This window comes from Haemophilus sp. HMSC068C11, from assembly GCF_001815355.1.
Taxonomy (GTDB): Bacteria; Pseudomonadota; Gammaproteobacteria; order Enterobacterales; family Pasteurellaceae; genus Haemophilus_D.
Genome location: NZ_KV820361.1, coordinates 85,093 through 111,998, shown reverse-complemented (window position 1 = coordinate 111,998; position 26,906 = coordinate 85,093). Strand labels below are relative to the sequence as shown.

26 protein-coding genes are annotated in these 26,906 nt (G+C 39.2%); 5 read left to right on the top strand and 21 right to left on the bottom strand.

The window, feature by feature from the left end; translation table 11 throughout:
* Positions 1–6: 6 nt before the first annotated feature.
* Together HMPREF3020_RS04300 and cpxA are read left to right on the top strand one after the other, a co-directional pair.
* Positions 7–711 carry a response regulator gene (locus tag HMPREF3020_RS04300; protein WP_070775670.1) on the top strand — a complete coding sequence of 235 codons (705 nt, stop codon included), beginning with the start codon at positions 7–9 and terminating at the stop codon, positions 709–711.
* A complete protein-coding gene (gene cpxA, locus HMPREF3020_RS04295; RefSeq protein ID WP_070775669.1) occupies positions 711–2,114 on the top strand; it encodes an envelope stress sensor histidine kinase CpxA in 1,404 nt (467 codons plus the stop codon). Before HMPREF3020_RS04300 ends, cpxA begins: the two co-directional genes overlap by 1 nt.
* A gap of 37 nt (positions 2,115–2,151) precedes the next feature.
* Here the strand turns inward: cpxA and HMPREF3020_RS04290 are convergent, their stop codons facing one another.
* Both HMPREF3020_RS04290 and HMPREF3020_RS04285 read right to left on the bottom strand, forming a co-directional pair.
* Positions 2,152–4,320 carry a heavy metal translocating P-type ATPase gene (locus HMPREF3020_RS04290; RefSeq protein WP_070775668.1) on the bottom strand — a complete coding sequence of 723 codons (2,169 nt, stop codon included), beginning with the start codon at positions 4,318–4,320 and terminating at the stop codon, positions 2,152–2,154.
* A complete protein-coding gene (locus tag HMPREF3020_RS04285; protein ID WP_070775667.1) occupies positions 4,307–4,516 on the bottom strand; it encodes a heavy-metal-associated domain-containing protein in 210 nt (69 codons plus the stop codon). The genes HMPREF3020_RS04290 and HMPREF3020_RS04285 overlap by 14 nt, the downstream gene beginning before the upstream one ends.
* Positions 4,517–4,596: 80 nt before the next feature.
* On the opposite strand from HMPREF3020_RS04285, the gene cueR reads away from it, so the two are divergent.
* On the top strand, positions 4,597–4,983 hold the full coding sequence (cueR, locus tag HMPREF3020_RS04280; RefSeq protein WP_005699815.1) for a Cu(I)-responsive transcriptional regulator: 387 nt from the start codon (positions 4,597–4,599) through the stop codon (positions 4,981–4,983).
* 1 nt (position 4,984) lies between these two features.
* Here the strand turns inward: cueR and metJ are convergent, their stop codons facing one another.
* Positions 4,985–5,302: a met regulon transcriptional regulator MetJ gene (metJ, locus tag HMPREF3020_RS04275; RefSeq protein WP_005696757.1), complete on the bottom strand. Its 318-nt coding sequence runs from the start codon at positions 5,300–5,302 to the stop codon at positions 4,985–4,987.
* A gap of 227 nt (positions 5,303–5,529) precedes the next feature.
* Between metJ and aqpZ the strand changes: the two genes are divergently transcribed.
* Entirely contained in the window at positions 5,530–6,219 is a 690-nt protein-coding gene (gene aqpZ, locus HMPREF3020_RS04270) for an aquaporin Z (RefSeq protein ID WP_065244183.1), read from the top strand.
* Between the two features lie 114 nt (positions 6,220–6,333).
* On the opposite strand, the gene galU is transcribed toward aqpZ, so the two are convergent.
* The 8 genes from galU to HMPREF3020_RS04230 all read right to left on the bottom strand — a co-directional run bounded on the left by galU (position 6,334) and on the right by HMPREF3020_RS04230 (position 14,983).
* Positions 6,334–7,221, bottom strand: a complete 888-nt coding sequence (galU, locus tag HMPREF3020_RS04265; protein WP_070775666.1) for a UTP--glucose-1-phosphate uridylyltransferase GalU — start codon at positions 7,219–7,221, stop codon at positions 6,334–6,336.
* Positions 7,222–7,447: 226 nt separating this feature from the next.
* Positions 7,448–7,639 carry a carbon storage regulator CsrA gene (gene csrA / locus HMPREF3020_RS04260; RefSeq protein WP_049363188.1) on the bottom strand — a complete coding sequence of 64 codons (192 nt, stop codon included), beginning with the start codon at positions 7,637–7,639 and terminating at the stop codon, positions 7,448–7,450.
* Positions 7,640–7,717: 78 nt separating this feature from the next.
* Positions 7,718–10,342 carry an alanine--tRNA ligase gene (alaS, locus tag HMPREF3020_RS04255; RefSeq protein WP_070775665.1) on the bottom strand — a complete coding sequence of 875 codons (2,625 nt, stop codon included), beginning with the start codon at positions 10,340–10,342 and terminating at the stop codon, positions 7,718–7,720.
* A 187-nt stretch (positions 10,343–10,529) separates the two neighbouring features.
* Positions 10,530–10,955: a universal stress protein UspA gene (gene uspA / locus HMPREF3020_RS04250; protein ID WP_005698692.1), complete on the bottom strand. Its 426-nt coding sequence runs from the start codon at positions 10,953–10,955 to the stop codon at positions 10,530–10,532.
* A gap of 103 nt (positions 10,956–11,058) precedes the next feature.
* Complete coding sequence (gene pepP / locus HMPREF3020_RS04245; RefSeq protein WP_070775664.1) at positions 11,059–12,351, bottom strand: Xaa-Pro aminopeptidase; 1,293 nt, start codon at positions 12,349–12,351, stop codon at positions 11,059–11,061.
* Positions 12,352–12,363: 12 nt separating this feature from the next.
* Positions 12,364–12,912, bottom strand: a complete 549-nt coding sequence (locus HMPREF3020_RS04240; RefSeq protein ID WP_070775663.1) for a YecA/YgfB family protein — start codon at positions 12,910–12,912, stop codon at positions 12,364–12,366.
* A gap of 111 nt (positions 12,913–13,023) precedes the next feature.
* Complete coding sequence (gene groL / locus HMPREF3020_RS04235) at positions 13,024–14,670, bottom strand: chaperonin GroEL (protein ID WP_049367871.1); 1,647 nt, start codon at positions 14,668–14,670, stop codon at positions 13,024–13,026.
* 22 nt (positions 14,671–14,692) lie between these two features.
* Positions 14,693–14,983 carry a co-chaperone GroES gene (locus tag HMPREF3020_RS04230; RefSeq protein ID WP_005696765.1) on the bottom strand — a complete coding sequence of 97 codons (291 nt, stop codon included), beginning with the start codon at positions 14,981–14,983 and terminating at the stop codon, positions 14,693–14,695.
* 222 nt (positions 14,984–15,205) lie between these two features.
* Here HMPREF3020_RS04230 and aspA point away from each other — a divergent pair, with 222 nt between their 5' ends.
* Complete coding sequence (gene aspA, locus HMPREF3020_RS04225) at positions 15,206–16,624, top strand: aspartate ammonia-lyase (RefSeq protein WP_005696766.1); 1,419 nt, start codon at positions 15,206–15,208, stop codon at positions 16,622–16,624.
* 67 nt (positions 16,625–16,691) lie between these two features.
* Here the strand turns inward: aspA and HMPREF3020_RS04220 are convergent, their stop codons facing one another.
* From HMPREF3020_RS04220 to HMPREF3020_RS04175, 10 genes are all read right to left on the bottom strand, one after another.
* Positions 16,692–17,291 (bottom strand): DJ-1/PfpI family protein, encoded by a 600-nt coding sequence (locus HMPREF3020_RS04220; protein WP_070775662.1) that lies wholly within the window; start codon positions 17,289–17,291, stop codon positions 16,692–16,694.
* 34 nt (positions 17,292–17,325) lie between these two features.
* The gene (gene rnhB, locus HMPREF3020_RS04215) at positions 17,326–17,928 is read right to left on the bottom strand and encodes a ribonuclease HII (RefSeq protein ID WP_070775661.1); all 603 of its coding nucleotides are present in this window, start codon (positions 17,926–17,928) and stop codon (positions 17,326–17,328) included.
* A complete protein-coding gene (gene lpxB / locus HMPREF3020_RS04210) occupies positions 17,921–19,090 on the bottom strand; it encodes a lipid-A-disaccharide synthase (RefSeq protein WP_070775660.1) in 1,170 nt (389 codons plus the stop codon). The genes rnhB and lpxB overlap by 8 nt, the downstream gene beginning before the upstream one ends.
* Before the next feature lie 95 nt (positions 19,091–19,185).
* A complete protein-coding gene (lpxA, locus tag HMPREF3020_RS04205) occupies positions 19,186–19,974 on the bottom strand; it encodes an acyl-ACP--UDP-N-acetylglucosamine O-acyltransferase (protein WP_005696773.1) in 789 nt (262 codons plus the stop codon).
* Between the two features lie 23 nt (positions 19,975–19,997).
* On the bottom strand, positions 19,998–20,447 hold the full coding sequence (gene fabZ, locus HMPREF3020_RS04200) for a 3-hydroxyacyl-ACP dehydratase FabZ (RefSeq protein WP_014064844.1): 450 nt from the start codon (positions 20,445–20,447) through the stop codon (positions 19,998–20,000).
* Between the two features lie 96 nt (positions 20,448–20,543).
* Positions 20,544–21,569 carry a UDP-3-O-(3-hydroxymyristoyl)glucosamine N-acyltransferase gene (gene lpxD / locus HMPREF3020_RS04195; RefSeq protein WP_070775659.1) on the bottom strand — a complete coding sequence of 342 codons (1,026 nt, stop codon included), beginning with the start codon at positions 21,567–21,569 and terminating at the stop codon, positions 20,544–20,546.
* Positions 21,570–21,581: 12 nt separating this feature from the next.
* Positions 21,582–22,190, bottom strand: a complete 609-nt coding sequence (locus HMPREF3020_RS04190) for an OmpH/Skp family outer membrane protein (RefSeq protein ID WP_049368923.1) — start codon at positions 22,188–22,190, stop codon at positions 21,582–21,584.
* Between the two features lie 103 nt (positions 22,191–22,293).
* Positions 22,294–24,672, bottom strand: a complete 2,379-nt coding sequence (gene bamA, locus HMPREF3020_RS04185) for an outer membrane protein assembly factor BamA (RefSeq protein WP_070775658.1) — start codon at positions 24,670–24,672, stop codon at positions 22,294–22,296.
* Between the two features lie 26 nt (positions 24,673–24,698).
* On the bottom strand, positions 24,699–26,030 hold the full coding sequence (rseP, locus tag HMPREF3020_RS04180; RefSeq protein ID WP_070775657.1) for a sigma E protease regulator RseP: 1,332 nt from the start codon (positions 26,028–26,030) through the stop codon (positions 24,699–24,701).
* An 8-nt stretch (positions 26,031–26,038) separates the two neighbouring features.
* The gene (locus HMPREF3020_RS04175; protein WP_070775656.1) at positions 26,039–26,905 is read right to left on the bottom strand and encodes a phosphatidate cytidylyltransferase; all 867 of its coding nucleotides are present in this window, start codon (positions 26,903–26,905) and stop codon (positions 26,039–26,041) included.
* Between the last annotated feature and the right edge of the window lies 1 nt (position 26,906).

Genomic DNA, 26,906 nt, shown 5'->3' with positions numbered 1-26,906 from the left:
ATAAAAATGTCAAAAATTCTATTAGTTGATGATGATATTGAACTAACAGATTTACTTGCAGAAGTTTTACGATTGACTGGTTTTGAAGTCGAAGTCGCGAATAATGGTCAAGAAGCATTAGACAAGTTAAATTCAAGCCACCAATTAGTCTTATTGGATGTCATGATGCCTGTATTAAATGGCATTGAAACACTCAAGAAAATTCGTCAAACATCAAACGTCCCTGTAATGATGCTTACTGCGCGTGGTGAAGAAATCGATCGTGTGCTGGGCTTAGAACTTGGTGCCGATGATTATTTACCAAAACCATTTAATGATCGTGAGTTGGTTGCCCGCATTAAAGCTATTTTGCGTCGCGTTAGCCCATCAGAAAGTTCTCAAAATTCGACCGCACTTCCATCAGAAGAGAATACATTGGAATTTTGTGGTTTAGTCCTTCATTCTGGTCTTCAACAAGCCTCTTATAAAGGCCAAGATCTCGGTCTAACCGGCTCTGAATTTGCCCTACTTCATAAACTTGTGCTTCGCCCTGGACAAATTGTCTCGCGTGAAGAATTAAGTATGAATGTGCTTGGCAAACACCTTTCTCCTTTCGATCGCTCGATTGATATGCATATGTCAAACTTGCGCAAAAAACTTCCAGAAAGAGACAATGGCTTACCATGGCTGAAAACGCTACGTGGTCGTGGTTATTTATTGGTTTGTGAATAATGCTTATTAAGAAATTCAGCTTAAATCAGCTCACTATACGCACATTCACTGTCTTTTGGTTGGCATTCTTTGCCATGACCGCGCTTTTGGTTGCCCTCCCTTATTTTGATAGCCGCTTATACTCAGATTTAAATCAAAATGAAATATCGAGCTATCAAAAGAAACTCGTCGAATCGATTCGTAACAATAGAATCAATGGTATCCTCGCTGGCGTTCCTGTGCTTCCAACCGATAAATTCGACTCTGCTCGCCCTGTCATCATGACGCCTGAAAAAGAAATCTTCGGCGCTTTAGGCGAAGAAAGAATACATATTGCTCAGTTCGCCCAAGAATCAAGTAACTTCGCCCAGCCACAACGCAAAACGTTTAAAGATATTCAAATTGCAGGACCTTTTAAAGTCTATATTGGTGATTCCGACCAAGCATCCGAATTATTCTTTGTGTCTCGAGCAAATGGCCAACAAGAAATCTTACGTTATATGCTTGATCACCCTTGGATCTTGCTGCTCTTAACGTTAATTATCACGACTCCTTTGCTTTGGTGGTTCACTCATACCATCGTCAAACCGATTACCAATTTGCAAAAAGCCGCTAATAGCGTGGCTTTGGGGCACTTCAAAGTTGATAATGAGTTAGCGAATCATGGCCCATCAGAATTGCGAGAAGTCGGTCAAAGTTTTAACAAAATGTCGATTGCGATTGATAATCTAATTTCAAACCAACACAATCTACTTTCATCCATCTCACATGAATTAAAAACACCATTAACGCGTTTACAGCTTTCCACTGCGCTAGTTCGTCATCAAACAGGTGATATTGAACCCGTCAAACGTATTGAAAAAGAAATCCAACGAATGGACAAAATGATTAGCGAGTTGTTACTCATTTCTCGTCAACAAACGCATTCTCAAATGGAGCATAATTTATTCCCTATCAATCAGCTTTGGGATGATGTGATAAAAGATGCCTTATTTGAAGCTGAGCAGCGCCATATTACCTGCGATATCAATATTTCTATTTTACATCCTGAAAAACATATGATTTATGGCAACCTAAGTTTGCTCACCAGTGCGATTGAAAATATCATTCGAAATGCCTTGAAATACACGAAAGATCGTATTTTCTTAACCATTGATTTACATAAAAATGAACAGGATGATAATTGTCTGCAAATTCGAGTAGATGATAATGGCTTGGGATTACCACCAGAAGAATTTGATAAAATCTTTAAACCATTCTATCGAGTTGATGAAACCAGAACACGGGCCACTGGCGGAACAGGACTAGGTTTAACAATTGTCTATAATGTAGTGAATGAACACAATGGAAAAGTATGGGCGGAATCCAGTAATTTAGGTGGACTTGCCGTCACGATTCAACTTCCAGTATGGAAACAAAGTTAGTTCAAACAAAAGGCGATATTTTCATATCGCCTTTTTCTTATCTAATTTTCACTCGTTTTAATCGCAATGCATTGGATAGCACAGAAAGTGAACTCATCGCCATTGCTGCGCCCGCTAATACAGGACTTAAATAGCCCAATGCGGCAAGTGGAATACCTAGCACATTGTAAATGAGAGCAAAGAATAAGTTTTGCTTAATATTCTTTAATGTCGCACGAGAAATCATTAATCCATCGACTAACTGATCCACCGAATGCTGCATGAGTGTCGCCGATGCAGTTTGTTCTGCAACATCAGAGCCCGATTTCATCGCAAAGCTTACGTTAGCCATTGCTAATGCGGGTGCATCATTCACACCATCACCAACCATTGCGACCACTTTGCCTTGCTGACGTAATCTCTCAATATAAGTCGCTTTGTCACGTGGACTGCAATTACCCTGTGCAGTTTTCACACCTACTTGCTGGGCAACATAATCAACGACAGATTGTTGATCACCACTCATCATCACCACATCAATATTATGTTGATGTAAACGTTGAATCGCCTGCAAACTATCCTCTTTTAGACTGTCTGCTAATGCAAAAGCACCAATTGGATTATTATCTACAGATACCGCAACAATACTCGCGATTTGCCAAATTTGAGGCATATTATCTGGTAAGGTTAAGTCACAATAAGTCGGCTTACCCACTTTAACCAAACCAACTCCTTCAATGTGAGCCGAGATGCCTATACCCACTTCTGAATGAACTGAAAGTGCGGTCGGAATTTCAAGTGATTTTTCCTGTGCAGCCAGGACTATCGCTTTAGCTAAAGGGTGATTGGCATTTTGCTCAACGGAAGCCGCAATACGATATAAATCTTCCTCAGAATAGATCGCACTTTGTGGTTGCCAAACAGCAGCTATTTTTAGCTCTCCTTGAGTTAGTGTTCCTGTTTTATCTAATACCACCGTATCAACATGAGCCGCCTCTTCCATAGATGCCGCATCTTTAAACCAAATCCCTGCATTGACTGCTTTCCCCATTCCCACCATTATGGCAGCAGGTGTAGCAAGCCCTAACGCACAAGGACAAGCGATAACTAACACTGCAACCGAATGAATTAAGGCAGTAACCCAATCTCCTTTTATCCACCAAGTTAATCCAAATGTTATCGCTGAAATCAACAACACGGCAGGCACAAATACAGCAGCAACTTTATCAGCAAAACGAGCAATAGGTGCTTTTGTACCTTGCGCCTCAGAGAGCGCTTTCATCATATCGCCCAATAGGGTTTGCTGACCGAGTTGATTGGCTCGATAAATAAGGCTACCTTGTGTCACCATTGCCCCCGCAAGCACAGGACTTTGAGACATTTTTTCTAATGGTTGAGATTCACCGGTTAAATGACTCTCATCGCACCAACCACTCCCCTGTTCAACTACGCCATCAGCTGCAATACGTTCACCTTGATTAGCTCGTAAAATATCGCCTATTTTTACTTGATCGAGAGGAATCGTTTCCCAACGATTTTCACGTTGAACACTAACTTGTTTTGGGGTGAGTTGTAATAATAGCCCTAAACTGTTTAAGCTTTGTTTCTTCGTTCTTTCCTCAAGAAATTTCCCAAGGCTGACAAAACCAATGACCATTACTGATGCTTCAAAATAAACATGAGATGCGCCATCATGCCCCATTGACTGATGATAAAACAGCATAAAGACCGAATAGAGATAAATCGCCAACGTACCAGTACTCACGAGTACATCCATATTGGCCAAACCACCTCGAATACTACCAATCGCACCTTTATAAAAAGGAATGGCTAACCCAAGTTGCACAATGCTCGCAAGAACAAATTGCCATATTGGTGGCATCATCCAAGAATGATGATTAAACATCATCCCGATCATTCCGATTAAAAAAGGAATGTTAATGAACAAAAGCAACCATAAACGCGGACTAATCTTCGTTTCATTAGGTGCGCTAGGCAGCACATTTTGCTTTAGAATGCCATTAAATCCAGCTTTTTGAATAATTGTCAAAATATCTTGTTCTGAAGCCTGAGATGAATCAAATACTACGTGCGCTTCCTCTGCCGCAAAATTCACGCCTGCTTCAGAGACAAAATCTTTTCGATTCAACACCTTTTCAATCCGATTAGCACAGGATTGGCAGGTCATCCCCTCGATTTGAATGGCTATTTTTTTATTTTGTTGCATAAAAACCTGCGTCTTCAATTGTTTCAATTAATTGTGCAATACTGACCGCACTTTCATCAAAGGTAACCACTGCTTTACCATCATCAAGTGTTACTACGGCTTTTTCTACGCCATTAAGTTCTTCCAACACTCTTGTGACGCTTTTCACACAACCACCACAAGTCATTCCTGTTACATGTAATGTAATTGATTTCATATTTACTCCTTAATTATTGATATAGATTGAAATTAAGCTTACTATAAACCTTAACATAAGGTTAAGGTCAAGGATTTTTTATGAACATTAGTGAAGTAGCAAAATTAGTCGGTTTATCAAGTAAACAAATTCGGGATTATGAGAAGTCCGGCTTATTAAAACCAGCACAGCGAAGCCTTTCCGGTTATCGCCACTATGAAGAAAAGGATTTAGAACGACTACGTTTTATTCGTCACTCTCGAGATGTTGGTTTTTCCCTCCAACAAATTCACCAACTTTTGCAATTACAAGATAATCCCAATCGTAGTAGCCGAGAAGTTAAAGCACTTACGACGCAGCATATTAAAACATTGAATGAGCAAATTCATCACTTGCAAAAAATGGTAGAGGAATTGGAACGATGGCATAACGCTTGTCAGGGCAATGATTGCCCTGAATGCAGTATTTTAGAAGGATTAAAAGGATAAATTAATATTCCCAGCTTTCAGGATCGATGCCTAAATCACGCATGATCTCTTTGGCATTTTCAGGAATCTCATCATGGCGTTCTTTCATTAAATCTGCATCAGTCGGTAATGGCTGACCTGTAAAAGCATGCAAGAATGCCTCACAAAGCAATTCACTATTTGTTGCATGGCGCAAACTTTTCAGCTGACGACGCGTACGCTCGTTCGTCAAAATTTCCAATACTTTAATTGGAATAGACACTGTAATTTTTTTGACTTGCTCGCTCTTTTTGCCATGCTCTGCATAAGGGCTAATATATTTGCCATCCCAGTTTGCCATAATGCACCTTAAATAACCTGATAATTTATCCGTATTTTAATGAAAAATAAGCAAAATGACAATCTAGACGGCTAAAAGTATAGCATGCTATTTCCCTTACATTCACTTACAAACATTTACAATAATTTGCAGAACTAAAAATCATTACCTTTGACTAAATGCCTGTTGCATTCGCAATACATTATTGTTATTTGAAGATAACGACATGTTTAATATTGAGGTCTATTATGTCAAAAAAACTTTTTGCTGAATTCTTCGGCACATTTTGGTTAGTGTTTGGTGGTTGTGGTAGTGCAATCTTTGCCGCTTCTGTCAACCTAGGTATCGGTTATGTAGGCGTTGCATTTGCGTTTGGTTTAACCGTATTAACCATGGCTTATGCTGTAGGTCACATTTCTGGTGGTCACTTTAACCCAGCTGTAACACTTGGTTTAGTGGCTGGCGGTCGTTTCTCTGCGAAAGATGCTCTTCCATACATTATTTCTCAAGTAGTTGGTGGTTTAGTAGCGGGTGCAGCACTTTATCTTATCGCATCAGGTAAAGCGGGCTTTGATGTGACTGCCGGTTTCGCATCTAATGGCTACGGCGAACATTCTCCTGAAGGTTATTCTTTAGAAGCGGTATTCGTAGCAGAAGTATTATTGACTGCATTCTTCTTATTAATCATCATGGGTTCAACTCATAAAAATGCAGCTGCAGGTTTTGCGCCAATTGCAATTGGTTTAGGCTTAACGTTAATCCACTTAATCAGCATTCCTGTATCAAATACCTCTGTAAACCCGGCTCGTAGTACTGCAGTTGCGGTATTCCAAGGTTCTTGGGCAATCGACCAATTATGGTTATTCTGGGTTGCGCCGATTATCGGTGGTATTTTAGGTGGTATTATCTACCGCACTTTATTAGCGAAAAATAACTAAGATTTCGTTTCATAGAAAAAGAAGAAGGCATCATTAGATGCCTTCTTCTTTTATCTTTTATATTGTGTAATCCAAATATATAAATAAAAACCACCTTTCGGTGGTTTCAGTCTATTATAAGGTTTTTGCAAGATCTTTTAGGAAAGCTTTAAACTCTTTACCTAATTTATCATGACGAAGACCATATTCTACAAAAGCTTCCATATAGCCAATCTTGTCACCACAGTCAAAGCTTCTGCCTGTCATATGGAACGCTTCAACGGTCTCTTTCTCAATAAGCATATCGATTGCATCCGTTAATTGGATTTCATCGCCCACACCAACTGGTGTTTTTTCTAATAAATCCCAAATTTCAGCAGAGAACACATAACGACCAACAACAGCAAGATTTGATGGTGCCTCTTCCACAGATGGTTTTTCAACAATGCTATTAATTTTAACGCTATCGCCACCTTTTAACTCTACGCCACCACAATCTGCGATACCATAGCTACTCACTTCATCCGCGGCAACAGGTGCTACCATAATTTGGCTTGCTTGTGTTTCTTTAAAACGTTTAATCATTGCTGAAAGATTTTCTTTCTTTTGATTTGCCGTAAAATCTGCTAAAAGCACATCAGGTAACACCACTGCAAACGGCTCGTTTCCAACGACAGGACGACCACATAGCACAGCATGGCCTAAACCTTTCGCATTGCCTTGACGAACGTGCATGATGGTTACATCTTTAGGACAAATAGAACGAACCTCTTCCAAAAGTTGACGTTTAACACGTTTCTCAAGCATGGTTTCCAACTCAAAAGACGTATCAAAGTGGTTTTCAATCGCATTTTTAGAAGAATGTGTAACTAACACGATTTCTTTAATTCCTGCTGCGACACACTCATTAACAACATATTGAATCAGTGGTTTATCCACAAGCGTTAACATTTCTTTTGGAATCGCTTTTGTTGCTGGCAACATACGGGTGCCTAGACCGGCTACGGGAATAATTGCTTTCATTGATTTTCCTTTTTGTTTAAATATTCAATGACCACACTTCTGTAACACAAAAGTGCGGTCATTATTTATTAAATTTTAATAGATTTAAGTTGGAAAAGTTCCTTCTCTACCTTTATAACTCAAATTCCGTTATTTTTAAAATCTTGCAAACCAATGGGTTTAATTTTTTGAAAAAACGTTAATTAAATTATAAATAGAATGTAAAACATTCATAAAACTCGTCGGTCTAAGATGCCCCATCTATATGTTCATCTTTTGACTGCAGAATTCGTTGGTAAATTTCCTCTCGGTGAACGGATACTTCTTTAGGCGCTTGCACACCGAGTTTGACTTGGTTTCCACGTACACTCAAAACCGTGATAGAAATATCGTCTCCAATGAGAACACTTTCGCCAACTTTTCGAGTTAAGATTAACATCTTTTATCTCCTTAGTTTGCATTTATTAGATATCCCTATCAATCAAGTAAAGATCGGCATCCCACCGACCTGCTTGTACTACAGATTATTGCTTAACCAGTTTTGTGCGACAGTTAATGCTAGATTCACATTTTCTGGTTGGGAGCCTCCTGCCATTGCCATATCAGGGCGACCACCGCCTTTCCCACCAACTTGCTGAGCCATTAAATTCACTAGCTCACCAGCCTTCACTTTAGTAGTTAAATCGCTTGTTACGCCAACGACGAGGTTGACTTTATCATCTAAAATAGATGCAAATACAATTACGCCTGAACCAAGTTGATTTTTTAAATCATCAACCATCACACGTAACGATTTAGTTTCAATTCCGTCTAGTTGATGTACGATTACAGAAACATCATTAATTTTAACCGCACTTTTCACTAAATCGGACCCCGCTTGCATTGCGGCTTTTTCTTTTAATCCTTGTAATTCTTTTTCTGCTTTCTTCGCTTTATCTTGAAGTTGCTGAATTTTCTCAACAAGGGTATTAACGTCAGATTTAAATAAATCTGCACTTTGAGTAAGAATACGTTGTTGGTTATGTAACCAATTAATTGCATTTTCACCCGTTACCGCTTCAATACGACGAACACCTGCTGCAACTGCAGTTTCCGCCACAATTTTAAATAAACCGATATCACCGGTACGTTTAGCATGAATGCCACCACAAAGTTCAATGGAGAAATCCCCCATTGTTAAAACACGTACCACATCAGCATATTTTTCACCGAATAACGCCATTGCACCTTTTGCTTTTGCCGCTTCGATATCCATTACATCCGTTTGAACCACATAATTCTCACGTACTTTTTGGTTTACCAACGTTTCAATTTCGTTAAGCTGTGCTTTGGTAATCGCTTCCGGATGAGCAAAGTCAAAACGTAATGCGGTATCGGATACTAATGATCCTTTTTGCACTACATGGTGACCTAAAACTTGACGCAATGCGGCGTGTAATAAGTGTGTTGCAGAATGGTTAAGTGACGTTTGATGACGTCTTGCTGCATCCACAACCGCATTGACTGTTTGTCCGACTTTTAAACTACCTTGCTCCAACTCACCAATATGGCCGAATACTTGACCATATTTTTGAGTATCTTTTACATTAAACTGAATACCTTGAGAGGTTAAATAACCGCTGTCGCCAATTTGGCCACCCGATTCTGCATAGAATGGAGTGTTTTCTAAAATTACCACAGCGCTTTGGCCTGCAGTAATACTCTCTACTGATTTACCATCATGGAAAAGTGCGGTCACTTTGGCTAAAGATTCTGATTCAGTATAACCTTCAAATTTCGTTTCACCTTCTACACGAATAACATTGTTGTAATCCATGCCGAATTGGCTTGCAGATTGTGCGCGTACACGTTGTGCTTCCATTTCACGCTCAAAACCGGCTTCATCAATTGCAATATCACGCTCACGACATACGTCTGCAGTTAAATCAAGTGGGAAGCCATAAGTATCATAAAGTTTAAAGGCTACTTCACCTGACAACACACCATCTTTCACTTGAGCTAGCGCATCATCTAATAAGCTTAATCCACGCTCTAATGTACGAGCAAATTGTTCTTCTTCTAAACGAAGTAATTTTTCTACATTGGCTTGTTTTTCTTTAACTTCTTTGCCAGCTTCCGCCATGACTTCAATTAAGGTTGGCACAAGTTTATAGAAGAACGCTTCTTTTGCCCCTAACAAGTGGCCATGACGCACTGCACGACGAATAATACGACGTAATACATAACCACGACCTTCGTTTGATGGAATCACGCCATCTGCAATTAAATATGCACAAGAACGAATGTGGTCAGCAATTACGCGTAATGATTTATTAGTTAAATCTGTTGTTCCTACGATTTCTGCTGTTTTTGCAATTAATTTTTGGAAAATATCGATCTCATAGTTAGAGTTTACGTGCTGTAATACAGCAGAAATACGCTCTAAACCCATCCCGGTATCAACCGATGGACGTGGTAATTTTTCCATTGTACCGTCTGCTTGACGGTTAAATTGCATGAATACCACGTTCCAAATTTCAATATAGCGGTCACCATCTTCTTCTGGTGAGCCTGGAGGGCCACCCCAAATGTGATCACCGTGATCGTAAAAAATTTCAGTACATGGACCACAAGGACCTGTGTCACCCATTGCCCAGAAGTTATCTGATGCATAAGGCGCACCTTTGTTATCACCGATACGAATAATACGTTCTGCTGGCACACCAACTTCTTTATGCCAAATATCATAAGCTTCATTATCGGTTTCATACACGGTTACCCATAATTTTTCTTTTGGTAACCCGAGCCATTGTGGAGAAGTCAAATACTCCCAGGCAAAATTAATCGCATCATGTTTGAAATAGTCGCCAAAACTGAAGTTGCCGAGCATTTCAAAGAAAGTATGGTGACGCGCCGTATAACCGACGTTTTCTAAGTCATTATGCTTACCACCTGCGCGCACACAACGTTGTGCAGTTGTCGCACGTGAGTAAGGACGTTTGTCCATACCAAGGAACACGTCTTTAAATTGGTTCATCCCGGCATTGGTAAAAAGCAATGTCGGATCGTTTTCAGGTACAAGTGAACTACTTGCGACGACCTGATGCCCCTTGCTATGGAAAAAATCAAGGAATGACTGTCTAATTTCTGCTGTTGTTTTCATTGATAAAACCTTGTGTCTCTATCTCGATCACGATTTATAAAATAAGCTTGCTATTCTTGCATATTTTGACCTAGAGAAAAAGGCTTTTTCACTGATCTTAAAAAAGAAAACCGCACTCTACTGCATTGATTGAGAAGTGCGGTTAAAATTTACGTTATTTTAATAGAGCTAAAATAATTTTTGATCACTATTCGTCGCGAAGTGGCACAACCAACATATCAATTTTAATGGTATTCATCACTTGACGTGTTGAAGACATTAATTTACTCCAGAAATCTTGGTGATGACCTGTCACTAGTAGATCTACATCATACTGATCAATAGCGTCCGTCAAAACTTGACCTAAATCACCGCTACCGCTCAATTTTTCTTTTATTGGATAACCAGCATGTTCCGCTAAATTAATTAGCGCTTTTTGGGTTTCGCTCGAGATTCTATCTTGCATTGATGACATATTGACATCAATTAAACCAGTATAGAGATCCGAGAAGTTTACATCTACATGAATAATGGAAAGTTGCGCATCATTACGTTTTGCAATTCCCACGGCTTTTTTGAGTAGAAATTCACTTTCGTCAGAAAGATCTACCGCAACTAAAACGTGTTTGTACATAATCGACTCCTTACTGATTTGATTGGCCTTTTTTATCTAACTGTATATTAGCACCTTAGTTGCACAAAAAACTTGCACTAGATCACAATTTTGAGAATTCTTCTCAATTTTTCATTAAATTTTCAATGTCATCAATTTCTTTTGGAGCCGCTGCAGTCAGATTTTTATTGCCATATTCTGTCATTAGCAAGTTATCTTCAATACGCACACCAATGCCTTTATATTGAGCTGGCACATCCGCCTCTTCTGAAATATAAATACCTGGCTCAACAGTGATAACCATCCCCACTTCAAGTGTACGGCTACGATCATCATCATAGCGGCCAACATCGTGCACATCCAAGCCAAGCCAGTGCCCTAAACCATGCATATAAAACTGGCGATAAGCTTTCTCTTCAATCAGCTTATCCACATCCCCTTTCAGAATGCCTAAATCAACCAAACCTTGAGTTTTAATACGAATCACTTCGTCATTCGCCAGTTTAATTGAATTTCCTGGCACTAATAACTCAATGGCACGTTTTTGTGCTTTTAACACTAATTCATAAATCTCACGTTGTGGCTGAGTAAATTTACCATTCACAGGGAACGTACGTGTGATATCGCCTGCATACATAGCAAACTCACAGCCTGCATCAATTAATACAAGATCGCCATCTTTTAATGGTTGATCATTTTCGGTGTAATGCAAAATACAGGCATTATCGCCCCCGGCAATAATGGAATTGTAAGACGGGAATCTTGCCCCATGACGATTAAATTCATGCAGAATTTCGCTTTCAATTTCATATTCAAAACGATTCTGACGAGTTACTTGCATCGCTTTAATATGTCCAAATGCTGTAATTTGTCCCGCTTGCTGCATTAATCGAATTTCATTTGGTGATTTAATTAAGCGCATCTCACTTAACATCGGCTGCCAATCAAAAACAGCGTAAAATTTCACCGCACTTTCAGCTATTAATTTATCGCCCCAAGGATGACGATCAGCCACATGATAAAGTGCGGTCAATTTTTCCGTTAATTTTGGAAATTCTGTTTTGAAATCATCAATAGAATAGGCTTCATCGACATTGAGTTTTTGCGGTGCGCGCTCAACGCCTAATCGGCGACCATTCCACGTTTCAAGCAAAGGATCTCGTGGACGAAGAAATACAACCGCCTTTTCCGCATCTTCCGTTTTAATCAATAACAATGCGGCATTGGGTTCATTAAAACCCGTTAAATACCAAAAGTAACTGTCTTGACGGAAAGGAAAATCACAGTCGTTATTACGACGTTTTTCAATTTCGGAAAATAGCAACAAGGCAGAATTTGGCTGCATTTGTGCTAACACCTTTTGACGACGTTCTGCAAATTCTTCTTGCGGTAATGCCACCATGTATGCGAGATCCATGTTTCGCTCCTCTTAATGTAATATCGGTTTTATTTCTTGTTCATCATCGTTGAAATGGGTGTAAAACAACATCGCAATGGTGCGAACATATTCAATAATTTCTTCTAGAGCTTCAGCAAGCTCTTCTTCGTCATCTTCTTCATCATAACCAAGCTGACAAATATCTTGTAAATCATCCACTGCTTCGCCAATTTCGCCTTTTTCTTTATCCAATTCTGTCTGAACAAGACCTAAACCCAGTAAAAATTGGTTTGCCCAGTCTGATAGACTGTCTGCGCGAGCAAACACGCTCTCATCTTCTGTTAAGCCCAATTCAAAATCAAACCCTTCTACATCCCCTAAAGTTTTACCAATCTGTTCATAGATTTCGGTAATTGGCTGAATTAATGCGGTTGGATAAGCGTGGTTATCGTTACTGAATTGATATAAAAGTGGTAACCAACTTTGGTCTTTCAGTCCACCACAAATTAAGCCGCTCAAAAAGCCATGTAATTCTGTTGCATTAATGCCAATACCAGCAGATTTGAGTTGTTGATTAAGTTCAGTTTGGGAAATTGTCATTGTTATACCTATAAAATCATCGAAAACCATTAAAGTGTAGCACCACACAAATAAAAATGCGATCGCATTTCTATAAAGAAAAACGATCGCACTTTCTTTCGCAAAGGGGAATTACATCATTCCGCCCATGCCTCCCATACCGCCCATTCCGGCAGCACCTAAATCGGCTTTATCATCTTTTGGAAGATCGGTAACCATACATTCTGTGGTAATCATTAAGCCCGCTACAGAAGCTGCGAATTGTAACGCAGAACGAGTTACTTTAGTTGGGTCTAAAATACCCATTTCGATCATATCACCGTACTGTTCAGTACCTGCGTTATAACCAAAGTTTCCTTCGCCATTTTTAACCGCACTTGCTACAACTGATGCTTCTTCACCTGCGTTAGTGACGATTTGACGAAGCGGCGCTTCCATTGCACGTAATGCAAGTTTAATACCTACATCTTGTTCTTCGTTATCACCTTTTAAGGTTGCAGCTACTTTGCTTGCTGCACGAACTAAGGCAACCCCACCACCTGCAACGATACCTTCTTCAACCGCAGCACGAGTTGCGTGTAACGCATCATCTACACGATCTTTTTTCTCTTTCATTTCAACTTCAGTTGCTGCACCAACTTTGATTACAGCCACACCGCCAGCAAGTTTAGCTACGCGTTCTTGAAGTTTTTCTTTATCATAATCAGAAGTTGATTCTTCGATTTGTTGGCGAATTTGAGCTACGCGACCTTTGATTTGAGCTTCATCACCCACACCATCGATGATCGTGGTATTGTCTTTGTTGATAACAACACGTTTCGCTTGACCTAAATCTTCTAATGTCGCTTTTTCAAGTTCCATACCGATTTCTTCAGAAATCACAGTACCTGCTGTTAAGATCGCAATATCTTGTAACATTGCTTTACGACGATCGCCAAAACCTGGCGCTTTTACTGCTGCCACTTTTACGATACCGCGCATAGTGTTAACCACTAAGGTTGCAAGCGCTTCACCTTCGATGTCTTCAGCGATAATTAATAATGGTTTACCCGCTTTTGCGACACCTTCTAATACTGGAAGTAATTCACGGATATTTGATACTTTTTTATCTACTAAAAGAATGTATGGGTTGTCTAATTCAACCGTTGCCGTTTCTGGTTTGTTGATGAAATAAGGTGATAAGTAACCACGATCGAATTGCATCCCTTCCACAACGGCTAATTCATCGTCAAGACCTGTACCGTCTTCTACGGTAATCACACCTTCTTTACCCACTTTCTCCATTGCTTGAGCAATTAACTGACCCACAATGCTGTCAGAGTTAGCAGAAATTGTCCCTACTTGCTCAATTTCTTTAGAAGTTTCGCAAGGTTTAGATAAATTTTTAAGCTCAGAAACAACCGCACTTACTGCTTTATCAATACCGCGTTTTAAATCCATTGGATTCATGCCCGCAGCCACCGCTTTTAAACCTTCATTTACGATAGCTTGAGCAAGAACTGTTGCAGTAGTAGTACCGTCACCCGCTGCATCATTGGCTTTAGAGGCAACCTCTTTCACCATTTGTGCACCCATGTTTTCAAATTTATCTTCTAATTCAATTTCACGTGCGACAGACACTCCATCTTTAGTGATGGTTGGTGCACCAAATGATTTATCTAAAATTACATTACGACCTTTAGGGCCAAGGGTAACTTTTACCGCATCTGCTAGTACATTCACACCTTTAAGCATTTTTACACGTGCATCGTTACCAAATTTTACGTCTTTTGCTGCCATTTTCTTTTTTCCTTAATTTAAATTATTCCACAATCGCCAAAATATCGTTTTCAGAAATGATTAACACTTCTTCACCGTCGATTTTTTCACTTTTCACGCCATAGCCATCATTGAAAATGACCGTATCACCAACTTTTACATCTAAAGGTTGAACGGTACCATTTTCCAAAATACGACCTTTACCTACTGCTAATACTTTTGCACGGGTTGATTTAGTCGCTGCTGAACCGGTTAATACAATACCGCCAGCTGAAAGGGTTTCTACTTCTTCACGTTTAATGATTACACGATCATGTAAAGGACGAATATTCATGATTAATTTCCTTCTTATTAAAATAAAGTGTTTTAAATGTGGGGATAACTTTTTCGGTTTCAAGGGGATAAATAAAAAAATTCTTGCCCTAAAAAAACTTATGCGAGAAATGAAAATATCTCTCATACTTCTTCTTTAAAATGTGATCAATATCAAATTTATTTTCAGTGTAAATTCCTATAATTACCTCAAATTAATTAACAACCAAAAAAGGTGATTCAAATGACTCAATACAGAAAAGAAGTGGATTTATTAGGCGAACGTGATGTGCCGGCGGATGCGTACTGGGGTATCCACACATTAAGAGCGGTCGAAAACTTCAATATTTCTAATGTAACCATTTCTGATGTACCGGAATTTGTACGCGGCATGGTGATGGTAAAAAAAGCAACTGCCCTAGCGAATGGTGAATTAGGTGCTATTCCAAGTGATATTGCAAAAGCGATTGTAGCTGCTTGTGATGAAATTCTTACCACGGGGAAATGCTTAGATCAATTCCCATCTGATGTATATCAAGGTGGTGCGGGTACTTCTGTCAATATGAATACCAACGAAGTCGTTGCTAACCTCGCACTTGAAAAAATTGGTCATAAAAAAGGTGAATATGATGTTATTAACCCAATGGACCACGTGAACGCTAGCCAATCTACCAACGATGCGTATCCTACCGGTTTCCGTATTGCGGTATATAACAGCATTTTGAAACTTATCGACAAAATCCAATACTTGCATGATGGTTTCGATAATAAAGCAAAAGAATTTGCTAAAATTTTAAAAATGGGTCGTACCCAATTACAAGATGCGGTACCTATGACGGTTGGTCAAGAGTTTAAAGCCTTTGCCGTATTACTTGAAGAAGAAGTACGTAACTTGAAACGTACCGCTGAGTTACTCCTTGAAGTCAACCTTGGTGCAACAGCAATCGGTACTGGTTTAAATACACCAAAAGGTTATACAGAATTAGTGGTAAAACACCTTGCTGAAGTAACTGGATTACCTTGTGTACCTGCTGAAAACCTAATCGAAGCAACATCTGACTGTGGTGCTTATGTCATGGTTCACGGTGCATTAAAACGTACCGCAGTAAAACTCTCTAAAGTATGTAACGACTTACGTTTACTCTCTTCTGGTCCACGTGCAGGTATTAAAGAAATTAACTTACCTGAATTACAAGCAGGTTCTTCTATCATGCCTGCAAAAGTTAATCCTGTTATTCCAGAAGTGGTAAACCAAGTTTGCTTTAAAGTAATTGGTAACGATACTACTGTTACTTTCGCATCTGAAGCGGGTCAATTACAATTAAACGTAATGGAACCAGTGATTGGGCAAGCAATGTTTGAATCTATCGACATCTTAACTAATGCTTGCGTGAACTTACGCGATAAATGTGTAGACGGTATTACTGTAAACAAAGAAATTTGTGAAAACTACGTATTTAACTCAATCGGTATCGTGACTTACTTAAATCCATTTATCGGTCACCATAATGGCGACTTAGTGGGTAAAATCTGTGCTCAAACCGGTAAAGGTGTACGCGAAGTCGTATTAGAAAAAGGTTTATTAACAGCAGAACAATTGGATGACATCCTTTCTGTAGAAAACTTAATGAACCCAACTTATAAAGCGAAATTAAATAAATAATCTCTCGAAGATGTAAAAAGAGCGGTCAATTTTGACCGCTCTTTTGTTTAATCTAAAACTAAATCTATTATTCATATCCATAGATTCGAGCAAAATTATCTACGCTAGGATCTTTTTGCCAATAATATTCGGTGTGGTTAGCAATGTCTTGAGCCAAGTCACTGCCATAATAATCAGCAATAAACCCAAGTGCCATATCCATACCAGCAGAAACGCCTGATGAAGTGTAAAACTTGCCATCTTTCACCCATCTTGCAACGGGCTGCCATTTTACAGCTGGGCGACATTGCTTTACCCATTCAAAAGATTTTTTATTAGAAGTCGCTTTTAAACTATCTAATCGCCCCGTACAAGCCAATAATGCTGAACCTGTACAAACACTGAGACAAATCTCTGACTCATCAATCCATTTACCAAGCTGATTAATAAATTGTTCATCTTTTACTAACTGACGAGTTCCCTGTCCCCCAACAACCAATAACACACTATGAGGTAATAAATGTTCTAGCTTTTCTGTTTCAATATAAAATCCTTGCTTACTATGAATTAATCCACCAACTTGGGATACATAGCGAAGCTTAACATTAGGGACTCTTGCTAAAAACTCAACAGGACCCATTAGATCTAACGTTTCATAGTCATCAAAGACAAGGCAATAAATGTCCATTTTATATCCTTCAATCTTAGAACCTTCAAGCTCACTACTCTTCTATGCCTAGGGCTTTCTTCACTGGAGAAAAACTTCGACGATACTCTGGTAAAGGGCCCAGTTCCGCTAATTTTTCCAAGTGTAATTTGGTTGGATAGCCTTTATGTTGAGCAAACGCATATTCAGGATACTTTTTATCTAATGCTTCCATTTCTTGATCGCGTGCAACTTTTGCCAAAATAGAGGCGGCGCTAATTTCAGCCACAAGTGAATCCCCTTTCACTACCGCTTGAGCAGGCAAACCAAGGTTAGGTGGAATACGATTGCCATCCACCAACACAAAGTGCGGTTGAATTTCTAAGGCTTTTACGGCTCGTTCCATGGCTAACATCGAAGCATGAAGAATATTTAATTCATCAATCTCAGCTGGCTCAGCTCGTCCCATTGCCCAAGCTAAGGCTTTCTCTTTAATTTCTGCTGCGAGTGCAAGACGTTTTTTCTCACTGAGTTTTTTAGAATCCGCCAAACCAGCAATCGGCTTATTCGGATCTAAGATCACCGCAGCCGTGACAACTGCCCCCACTAAAGGGCCTCGGCCAACTTCATCCACCCCGGCAAATAGCTGATAACCTTCAGGATAAACAAAATCAGTCATGTCTTTGCTCCAATAAATCAACCACAGCTTGTGCGGCTTGGCTATCCGCATCACATTGAATCAATTTATGCAATTCTGTAAAACGTTGAATTAAAACACTGCGAGATTTGACCGCACTTTCGTCATCGCCTAAATACTGAGCAAGTTGCTCTGCTAATTTTTGCGGTTCGCAATCTTCTTGAATCATTTCTGGCACAAGCATTTCATCCGCTAACAAATTAGGCAATGAAATATATTTTGTTTTGACTAATCGTTTTGCCAAGAAATATGTGAAAGGTTTCATTCGATAGCCTACTACCATTGGCGATTTACACAACATTGCCTCGAGCGCTGCGGTACCTGAAGCAAGTAAAGTCGCTTCGGCGGCAATCATCACTTGGCGTGCTTTACCATCAATTAAATGCATATCAAGATCAGGAGCAATCTGAGCCTTTATTTCCTCAAATTGCTGGCGACGTTTTTCATTCACCAAAGGGACTAAAAACTGCAAGTCTGGATATTTTTCTTTTAATAACAAAGCAGTTTTTAAAAATGGCTCTGTAAGGAAGCCCACTTCACTACCACGGCTCCCCACTAAAATGGCAAGATAACGTCCTTTTTCATCAATATCTAAGGTCTGGCAAGCTTCTGTACGATTTGGTTTTAATGGAATTGCATCCGCCATGGTATGGCCAATAAAACGGCAAGGCACATTAAAACGATCATAAAAAGCTTTTTCAAAAGGAAGAAAAGCCAATACTTGATGGGTTGCTTTAGCAATTTTATAGATACGATTTTGGCGCCAAGCCCATACAGATGGACTCACGTAATGAATGGTTTTAATCCCTTTTTCTTTTAATTTAAGTTCAACGGTAAGATTAAAATCCGGTGCATCAATACCGATAAATACATCTGGTTTAATAGCAGAAAGTTGCTCGATAACACTGCGACGAATTTTAAGCAATCGAGGTAAATGTCTAAGTACTTCTACTAGCCCCATGACAGAGAGCTCTTCCATATCAAAAAAGCTTTCAAAACCTTGAGCAATCATTCTCTCTCCGCCAATCCCGACAAACTTAGCTTGCGGATAGTGGCGTTTAAGCGCTTGAATGAGACCTGCACCAAGAATATCACCAGATACTTCACCGGCAACAATTGCAATAGTCGGATTTTCTTTTATCATTAAATTTATCCTAAAAAACGACCGCACTTTGAACAAATCATCGTGCGGTCTCTTTGTTATTCATCATTTTCTCTTAATGAGAAAAGAAATGTTAATTAACGAATAATGCCACGGGTAGAACGTTTGAAGAATTCCACAAAGAAACTAATTGCAGATTCAGTTTGCGCAATTTGTTCAATTTCCGGCAATACTTCTTCAAGGGTTTTACCGCTACGGTAAATCATTTTATAAACATTACGGATAGCATGCATAGTTGGTTTATCAAAACCACGACGTTTTAATCCTTCAAGGTTGACACCGAAAGGTTGCGCATGGTTACCTTGTGCCATCACATAAGGCGGCACATCTTGGCTAACCATAGAGCCACCACCTAACATTACGTGCGCACCGACGATCACAAATTGATGGATCGCAGACATACCACCTACAATAACAAAATCATCTAATTCAACGTGACCTGCAAGGGTTGCATTGTTTGCCAAAATACAGTTATTTTTGATTTGGCAATCGTGGGCAATGTGGACATTGATCATCAATAAGTTGTTGTTACCAATACGTGTTACACCACCACCTTGGATAGTGCCGCGATGAATCGTCACATGTTCACGAATAAGGTTGCCATTACCAATAATGGTTTTTGTTGCTTCGCCCTTATATTTTAAATCTTGGTTGACTTCACCAATACTGGCGAATTGATAAATCTGGTTATCTTCACCAATCACGGTGTCGCCTTTCACGACAATGTGAGAATTTAAAACGGTACGCGCTTTAATCTCAACACTCCCTTCAATAATACAGAAAGGACCGATAACAACGTCTTCGCCAATAACTGCGCCATCAGCAACAAGCGCGGTCGGGTGAATTTTTGCACTTGGGTGGATCATACTTACCCCTTAATTTTCTTTAATTATCGACGAGCACACATTAATTTGGCTTCACAAGCTACTTCACCGTTTACAGTTGCAATACCCGTGAATGCTGTAATACCACGACGTTCTTTAATCACTTGAACGTTCAATTCCATTTGATCTCCAGGTAATACTGGGCGTTTGAAACGCGCTTCATCAATACCTGCGAAATAGAATAATTCGCCACCTTTTAATTCATGGGTTTTAAATGCAAGGATCCCCATTGATTGCGCCAAAGCTTCAAGAATTAACACACCTGGTAAAATTGGCTCTCCAGGGAAATGACCGGTAAAACAAGGTTCGTTTACGCTAATATTTTTAATTGCTTTTAACCATTCACCTTCTTTGTAGTCTAACACACGATCCACTAATAAAAATGGATAACGATGTGGCAATAAGGTCATAATTTCTTTTGCTTCAATTACTTTACTTACTTGATTCTCTGACACGTCTAATACCTTTAAAATAAATAATAATAAAACACTGGAATTATACGATATTTCTGTATAAAAATAAAACGCACCCTAGGGTACGTTTTAAAAATCTTAGCCAAGTTTTTTCTCAAGGGCTTTCAGTCGTTTATTCATACCATCAATCCCCAAAGTAAGTGCGGCTGTTTTTCGCCACTCTTTATTGGTTTGTAATGGGATACCCGATGAGTAAACGCCTGGTTCAGTAATTGGACGCATTACCATCCCCATGCCAGTCACTGTGACTTTATCGCAGATTTCCATGTGACCATTAATCACACTTGCTCCGCCAATTAAACAATAACGCCCCACTTTTAGGCTACCCGCCATAATGACACCGCCAGCTACAGCTGTACCTGTGCCGATATGAACGTTATGCGCAATTTGACAAAGGTTATCAATGATGACGTTATCTTCAATGACTGTTGCGTCTAAGGCGCCACGGTCAATACAGGTACAAGCACCGATTTCGACATTATTACCAATAATCACTTGACCAACTTGTGGAATTTTCACCCAGCGGCCACGATCATTTGCATAACCAAAACCATCACTACCAATCACAGCACCTGATTGAATTAAGCAATTTTGTCCAATTTCTACTTCATGGTAAACGCTTACATTTGCCCAAAGCTGTGTACCTGCACCAATTTTGGTGAATTTACCTACAAAACAACCTGCGCCAATAATCACGTTATCGCCTAATACAACACCTTCTTCAATCACGGCATTTGCACCAATTGATACATTTTCACCCATTGAAGCTTTTTCAGAAATAACCGCACTTGGGTGGATATTTTGAGCCGCTTTTGGGGTAGTATCCATATATTGAGCTAATACTGCATAAGCAACATAAGGATCTTTAACGATAAGTAAATTACTTTCAGGTGAGCAAAATTCCACATCTGCTTCTGACACCACAAGAATACCTGCTTTAGATTCAGCTAATAAAGGGCGAAATTTTGCATTAGAAATGAACGTAAGCTGATTTGCATCTGCTTTTGAAAGAGCAGCAATACTATTAACGACAACGTCGGCGTTACCACGAAGGGTACCGCCGACTTTTGCTGCTAATTCCTGTAAAGAATAGGATTTTTGCATTATGAGAACCTATTATTTTTTCTCTTCAGTTTTTGCTGGAGCTGCTTTTTCAGTTGCAGGAATAGATTTTAATACATCTTCAGTAATGTCTTTACCATCTACCGCAAATACTACAGAGTTAGCATCTAAAACATAAGTATAACCTTTTGCTTTTGCTAAGTTATTAGTTGCAACTTGAATGCTTTCTAATAATTTACCACGCTCTTCAGTTTGACGTTTTTCGTTTAACTCTTGGAACTCTGCCACTTTTTTATCTTGCTCTTCCATTAATTTATTTAATGCAGCTTCTTCATCTGAACCAAATTTAGTGATTTCTTCTTGGCGTTTTTGAATTTCAGCTTGACGTAAACGAGGTGCATCTTTTTGTAAAGCTGCAACTTTTGCTTCTACTTTTTTACGAGATGCTACGATTTTGTCATCAATTTCTTTCTTACTTGCAGCAAGTTTATCCGCCATTGGTTTGAATTCTGCATCTAACTTATCTGCTACAGCTTGACGATCTGGGTGGTTTTGGAATAAGTAACCAGCGTTGATGAATGCGATATTTTCATCTGCAGCAGCAAAACCTGATGCAAGTGCAAGACCTAAAGAAAGTGCGGTAACTTTTACTACGTTTTTCATGTTTGAATTTCCTTAAATTAGTTTAGTAAATATTCCTGTGCCAGCTAACTCACTGACACAGAACGAAGATTTTGACTTAAATAGAACGTAAAAGTTCAATTTATTAGAAAGAACCACCAATACTGAATTGGAATTGTTCTACATCATCATTTTCATATTTTTTGATTGGTTTCGCATAAGAGAATACCAATGGTCCAATTGGTGATTGCCATTGGAAAGCAACACCAGTTGAAGCTCGGACTCGACCCGCTTTGCTGTAATCAGGTAATGTTGAATAAATCGGAGATGATTTTAAGCCCTCTTTATCTGATTTCCATTTTGTATTCCAAACGCTCGCTGCATCAACGAAAAGCGAGGTTCTCACGCTATTTTGGCTTTTATCTCCAACAAATGGGGTTGGAACAATAAGTTCGACACTTGCTGTAGCCATCGCGTTACCACCAACGACATCAGTACTTTGATACCATTGGCCATATTTGTCTTGATAAATCGCATTAGGACCTACTGCACCGTAAGCAAAGCCACGTAATGAACCGATACCACCCGCCGTATAAAGTTGATAGAACGGTACACGTTTACCACCTAAGCCATTTGCATAAGAAGCGGTTGCTTTTCCAGATAATACCCAACGATGATCACGATCTAATGGGTAGAAACCTTGAAGCTCAGCGCTTAATTTATAATATTTATTGTCAGATCCTGGAATGGTGACACGACCACCTAAACTTGCTTTCACACCTTTAGTTGGGAAATAGCCACGGTTTAGGCTGTTGTAATTCCAACCAAATGAGAAATCAAAATCATTAGTTTTGATTGAGTTTCCAGTCAAATTCATTGACTTCATGTATAAATCACGGTTGTATTCATACGCGAAGTTACTGATTTTATTATAAGTATAACCTAATCCCACGTAATATGAGTTATTCTCATTAACTGGGAATCCTAATGTGACATTACCACCGTAAGTTGTACGTTTATAGGTTGATAAAGTATCACTTTTCGAGTTATCGTAAGTTTCATAGAATACGTTTCCACCTAAACTTACTCCATCTTTAGTAAAGTATGGTTCTGTATAACCCAAGTTTACACTTGTACCGTAGTCATTACGTGTACCTGCTAAACTTACCGCTGCACCTGTTCCCAAGAAATTGTCTTGTTTCACACTTGCTTGATAGCTGATACCACTTTCTGTACCATAACCGATACCAAAGTTAATACTACCGGTATTACGTTCTCTTACTTTATATACGACATCGACTTCATCATTAGAACCTTGAATTGGTTCAACACGATTTTCTACACTCTCAAAGAAACCCGTTCTATCTAAACGTACTTTACCTAACTCAACTAATTGAGAGTTATACCAAGTACCTTCTTGCTGGCGCATTTCTTGACGCAATGTGCTATCTGCAGAAACCGTATTACCTTCAAAGCGAACTTGACGAACAGATAAACGACGTCCCGCATCAACCACAAAGGTTAATGCTAATGTTTTATTCGCATCATCGAAAGTTGGTACAGTATTCACTGTTGCACTACCGTAACCACGTTCACCTAATTTATCTTTAATTAAGCTTTCAACATTTTGCACATCCGCACGACTGAATGTATCATTTAAGTGAAGTTCACCTAATAATGGTTGTAATTCATCAGCCATACCACCTAAGTTACCGACGATACGAGCAGAACTTAAATTGTATTTTTCACCTTCACTTACATCAATAGTGACATCTGCTTTTGTATGTTCTTCATTCAACTGAACATCTGTTTTTGTCACTCTTGCTTTTGCATAACCATTATTTTGGTAATAGTCTTGGATAGCTTGAATATCTTTATCAAATTGAGAACCATCAAACTTATTACCCCAAAGTTTCCACCAAGAATCAGGTTGAAGTTCCATTTGTTCTTGTAACTTACTGCTAGAAATCGCTTCATTTCCATTAAAAGTAACAGAACGAAGTTTTGCCGTATCATCTTCATCAATTTGAAGTGTAATTTCTGCACGGTTATTCGGTAAAGTTGTCACTATCGGATCAACTTTCGCATTATAACGACCTATACTCTTATAATGTTCTCTTAAGGTTTTCGCAAACTCTTCTAATTTCGCACGATTTAAGACATCACCACTTTTGAAACCATTTGCATCAAGGTTTTGTTTTAATGCTTCTGTTGGAATAACTGAGTTACCTTTAATATTCACTTCAGAAATAATTGGTTTCGCAATAACGCTCACAACTAATGCGTCGCCATCTTGGAAAGCTTTAACATCATCAAACTGTCCACTTACGAATAATGAACGTACAATATTGGCTACATCTTTATCCGTTACACGCTGACCACTACGAACAGGAAGGCTTGCTAGAATTTGCTGTTCTAAGTCTCCTTGAGCACCGTCAACACGAATGTCTTTTGCTACAAATGGTGCCGCAAATACACTCGTTGTAGTACCGAATAATAAACTTGCGATTAGAAGTTTTTTCATCGACTTTATCCTATAAAAAACAATAGTTATAAACGAAAGAAATCATTAAAAAGCACAAAAATTGTTTGAATTAACAAGATTGTTAGCCCTACACGATAACTTAAATTTTGTACCCGTTCTGAAACAGGTTTTCCTTTGATAGCTTCCGCCGCCAAAAATACGAGATGTCCACCATCTAAAACTGGCAACGGAAATAAATTCATTATGCCTAAATTAACACTAATTAACGCGAGAAAACTTAAGAAATAAATCACGCCTGCGTTAGAAGATGCGCCTGCACCTTGAGCAATTGAAATTGGCCCAGCCAAACTGGAAAATGAAAGTTCACCACTAAACAATTTCCCGATTGCCTTCACAATAAACCAAGAAATTTGGCCTGTCTTTTCCACACCTTTTTGTAGCGCATCAAGAATACCATATTTTAATTCAGTTCGATACTGTTCGCCAACTTTTAAGAACGTCGGACTTAACCCTACAAACCATTTACCCTCTCGATTCTTCTCAGGTTGCAAGGTTTTGTCAAAAATTTCTTGATTACGTTCGATCTTGATTGTAAAAGGCTGACCTTGTTGTACCAGTGCGACAAAAGCTTTCCAATCAAGTGCGGTCGAATTTTCTGCTAAAATTTTATCGCCAATCAATAAGCCCGCTTTTTCTGCTGGAGAGTTTTCCACCACTTTTGATAATGTCATCTCCACTTTACTTGAAACGGGATTAATTCCTAATGTTTCAAATGATGTTTCTTTATCAGGTTCAAATGTCCAATTTTGCAGATTAATGGTTCGTTGATAAGGTTGGTCTTCACCAAAAGGCGTTAATGTGAGTTCAACCGAATCAGAACCTAACTTATCAGTGAGCAATAAATTAATGGTTTCCCAATCAGGGGTATTCTTCCCATCAATTGCCAAAATCTGGCTATTTGGTTCAATTTGAGCCATCGCAGCTGGAGAATTTGGCGTGACGTTTTCAATGACCGGTTTAACACTCGGAATCCCAACAGAATAAATCACCCAATATACCAAAATCGCAAAAATAAAATTAGCAAGGGGACCTGCAACAATCACAAAAGCACGTTGCGCAACAGATTTACTTTCAAATGCCTGCGATTTTAATTCTGCGGGAACTTCTTCATTTCGCCCGTCAAGCATTTTTACATAACCGCCAAGCGGAATGGCTGAAATCGCAAACTCTGTGCCTAATTTATCTGTACGTTGCCAAATTACTTTACCAAAGCCAATCGAAAAACGATGAACTTTAATACCGCACTTTCTTGCTGCCCAAAAGTGACCGTATTCGTGTACGGCAACCAGTACAGCAATTGCAACAATAAATGAGCCAAGCGACCACAAAAACGACATGTTCTATCCTATAACACAAAGAAATAGAAGTATGTGAAGAACGGTACTGCGGCTGTTAAGCTATCAATACGATCTAAAATACCGCCATGGCCTGGAATTAATTGACTGCTGTCTTTAATGCCTGATTCACGTTTAAACATACTTTCGGCTAAGTCACCTAATACAGAAATAGCCACTGTTGCCACAGAAAGCACAACAAAACCACTCATTGCACGACTACCTAATAAGGTTTCACCTGAGAAGTGGATAAACACAAATGCCAATGCCGCCGCGGTGATCATGCCTCCAAATACACCTTGCCATGTTTTCCCAGGTGATACTTTCGGTGCAAGTTTGTGCTTACCAAAAGCTCGTCCGGCAAAATAGGCACCTGAGTCAGCTGCCCATACCAATACAAACACATAAAGCAATAAGAATAAACCATGATGAGGATCAGCTGTATAATTATCTAAACGTAAACGTAAGACTGCTGCAATAAAAGGAATCAGCGTAGAGAAAGCAAACAACACTTGTAAAGGGATATTTTTACCCCAAAACTTCGCTGAGCTTGGATAAGTCACCACTAATACTAATGCAAGCGCCCACCAACCGACTGAATTTAACAATAAAAGCGGCAAGTAGTTTTCAAATACCCGACCCGCATCTAAATAATTACCTTCGTTATAAAGCCAAAGGAAGATAAATGCGCCTAAAAATGCCGCGATACAAAGGCGCGCCAAAGGATTTTTAAAACGAGCAAATTGAGCCCATTCCCAAATACCAAGCGTCGCCACAAAGCCTAAGGCTAGGGCAAAATAAAATGGGGTAAATAAGAACAAGGCACATAATACCAAAGCAATCAATACAATGGCTGATAATACACGTTCTTTAAGCATA

What these genes read in the sequence shown, in the direction of transcription:
- HMPREF3020_RS04300 (WP_070775670.1), top strand. Translation starts at nt 7, where the DNA reads ATGTCAAAAATTCTATTAGTTGATGATGATATTGAACTAACAGATTTA.
- cpxA (WP_070775669.1), top strand. Translation starts at nt 711, where the DNA reads ATGCTTATTAAGAAATTCAGCTTAAATCAGCTCACTATACGCACATTC.
- HMPREF3020_RS04290 (WP_070775668.1), bottom strand. Translation starts at nt 4,320, where the DNA reads ATGCAACAAAATAAAAAAATAGCCATTCAAATCGAGGGGATGACCTGC.
- HMPREF3020_RS04285 (WP_070775667.1), bottom strand. Translation starts at nt 4,516, where the DNA reads ATGAAATCAATTACATTACATGTAACAGGAATGACTTGTGGTGGTTGT.
- cueR (WP_005699815.1), top strand. Translation starts at nt 4,597, where the DNA reads ATGAACATTAGTGAAGTAGCAAAATTAGTCGGTTTATCAAGTAAACAA.
- metJ (WP_005696757.1), bottom strand. Translation starts at nt 5,302, where the DNA reads ATGGCAAACTGGGATGGCAAATATATTAGCCCTTATGCAGAGCATGGC.
- aqpZ (WP_065244183.1), top strand. Translation starts at nt 5,530, where the DNA reads ATGTCAAAAAAACTTTTTGCTGAATTCTTCGGCACATTTTGGTTAGTG.
- galU (WP_070775666.1), bottom strand. Translation starts at nt 7,221, where the DNA reads ATGAAAGCAATTATTCCCGTAGCCGGTCTAGGCACCCGTATGTTGCCA.
- csrA (WP_049363188.1), bottom strand. Translation starts at nt 7,639, where the DNA reads ATGTTAATCTTAACTCGAAAAGTTGGCGAAAGTGTTCTCATTGGAGAC.
- alaS (WP_070775665.1), bottom strand. Translation starts at nt 10,342, where the DNA reads ATGAAAACAACAGCAGAAATTAGACAGTCATTCCTTGATTTTTTCCAT.
- uspA (WP_005698692.1), bottom strand. Translation starts at nt 10,955, where the DNA reads ATGTACAAACACGTTTTAGTTGCGGTAGATCTTTCTGACGAAAGTGAA.
- pepP (WP_070775664.1), bottom strand. Translation starts at nt 12,351, where the DNA reads ATGGATCTCGCATACATGGTGGCATTACCGCAAGAAGAATTTGCAGAA.
- HMPREF3020_RS04240 (WP_070775663.1), bottom strand. Translation starts at nt 12,912, where the DNA reads ATGACAATTTCCCAAACTGAACTTAATCAACAACTCAAATCTGCTGGT.
- groL (WP_049367871.1), bottom strand. Translation starts at nt 14,670, where the DNA reads ATGGCAGCAAAAGACGTAAAATTTGGTAACGATGCACGTGTAAAAATG.
- HMPREF3020_RS04230 (WP_005696765.1), bottom strand. Translation starts at nt 14,983, where the DNA reads ATGAATATTCGTCCTTTACATGATCGTGTAATCATTAAACGTGAAGAA.
- aspA (WP_005696766.1), top strand. Translation starts at nt 15,206, where the DNA reads ATGACTCAATACAGAAAAGAAGTGGATTTATTAGGCGAACGTGATGTG.
- HMPREF3020_RS04220 (WP_070775662.1), bottom strand. Translation starts at nt 17,291, where the DNA reads ATGGACATTTATTGCCTTGTCTTTGATGACTATGAAACGTTAGATCTA.
- rnhB (WP_070775661.1), bottom strand. Translation starts at nt 17,928, where the DNA reads ATGACTGATTTTGTTTATCCTGAAGGTTATCAGCTATTTGCCGGGGTG.
- lpxB (WP_070775660.1), bottom strand. Translation starts at nt 19,090, where the DNA reads ATGATAAAAGAAAATCCGACTATTGCAATTGTTGCCGGTGAAGTATCT.
- lpxA (WP_005696773.1), bottom strand. Translation starts at nt 19,974, where the DNA reads ATGATCCACCCAAGTGCAAAAATTCACCCGACCGCGCTTGTTGCTGAT.
- lpxD (WP_070775659.1), bottom strand. Translation starts at nt 21,569, where the DNA reads ATGCAAAAATCCTATTCTTTACAGGAATTAGCAGCAAAAGTCGGCGGT.
- HMPREF3020_RS04190 (WP_049368923.1), bottom strand. Translation starts at nt 22,190, where the DNA reads ATGAAAAACGTAGTAAAAGTTACCGCACTTTCTTTAGGTCTTGCACTT.
- bamA (WP_070775658.1), bottom strand. Translation starts at nt 24,672, where the DNA reads ATGAAAAAACTTCTAATCGCAAGTTTATTATTCGGTACTACAACGAGT.
- rseP (WP_070775657.1), bottom strand. Translation starts at nt 26,030, where the DNA reads ATGTCGTTTTTGTGGTCGCTTGGCTCATTTATTGTTGCAATTGCTGTA.
- HMPREF3020_RS04175 (WP_070775656.1), bottom strand. Translation starts at nt 26,905, where the DNA reads ATGCTTAAAGAACGTGTATTATCAGCCATTGTATTGATTGCTTTGGTA.